The organism is Brevundimonas sp. (assembly GCF_030704825.1).
Classification (GTDB): domain Bacteria; phylum Pseudomonadota; class Alphaproteobacteria; order Caulobacterales; family Caulobacteraceae; genus Brevundimonas.
Map to the genome: position 1 here is coordinate 1 of NZ_JAUYNX010000010.1, position 1,020 is coordinate 1,020.

Below are 1,020 nucleotides of genomic sequence, written 5' to 3' on the forward strand. Positions count from 1 at the left end.
CCCCTTCGCCTTCGACACCGAGTTCGACGCCTCGGGCGTGGTCGTCAGCGCCGCCGCCGCCTTCCGCCCGATCAAGCGGGCCTATGGCCCCGCCGAGGTCGACGCCCTCGTCGCCCAGGCCCGGATGGAGGCCCGCAACCAGGCTCTCGCCGAAGTCGACAGCATTCAGGCCATGGCCCTGTCGGCGATCAGCCAGGCCCTGGCCGCGGCCGCCCCGGCCCTGGCCCAGGTCGCCCAGGCCCATCGCCAGCAGTCCGCCGAACTGGCCCTGACCGCCGCCCGCGTCGTTGCCGCCTCCGCCCTCGACCGCTTTCCCGAGGCGCCGCTGCAGGCGGCGCTCGAGGCCCTGGGCCAGGAGATCGACGCCTCGCCGCGCCTGGTCATCCGCACCGGCGACCTGACCGAGGTCACCCATGCCCGCATCGAGCAGCTGTGCGCCGACGCCGGCTTCTCGGGCATCGTCGCCTTCCGCACCGACCCGACCATGGCCGCGGCGGCCTTCCAGCTGGAATGGTCCGACGGCCGCGCCGCCTTCGACCCCGCCGAGGCCTTCGCCCGCATGCGCGAAGCCCTCGACTCCGCCCTCGCCGCCGAGGCCGGGCACGCTGAAATCCTCACCCCCGAACCCACAATGGAAGGGAGGCCGTAATGGCGTCCGACACCATGGCCCTGGAGGAGTTTCCGGACTCCGTCGCGATCACCGTCAGTGAAGATGCGACCAACAAGACGGCGCACGACCTCACCCCGGTCTTCGACGTCCCGGTCAACATCTCCGCCGTGCTCGGCAAGGCCCACATGTCCGTGGCCCAGCTTCTCAAGCTGAACCGCGGCAGCGTGCTGGAGCTGGACCGCAAGGTCGGCGAGGCGATCGACATTTTCGTCAACAACCGGCTGGTCGCCCGCGGGGAGGTCGTCGTCGTTGAGGACCGGCTCGGCGTGACCATGACGGAAATCAGCAAGACCGAGGACTCCGGCGCCAGATCGGCGGCCGGAACGTGCGTAGAGCTTCGAGGAGAAGAC

At 70.8% G+C, this 1,020-nt stretch carries 2 protein-coding genes; both read left to right on the forward strand.

Annotation, left to right across the window (positions count from 1 at the left end; genetic code table 11):
• Window positions 1-649 (forward strand): flagellar assembly protein FlbE (locus tag Q8Q71_RS03600; RefSeq protein ID WP_305758269.1); only part of this gene is annotated, 649 nt, incomplete at its 5' end.
• A gap of 14 nt (window positions 650-663) precedes the next feature.
• Window positions 664-1,020 (forward strand): flagellar motor switch protein FliN (gene fliN / locus Q8Q71_RS03605; RefSeq protein ID WP_371315924.1); only part of this gene is annotated, 357 nt, incomplete at its 3' end.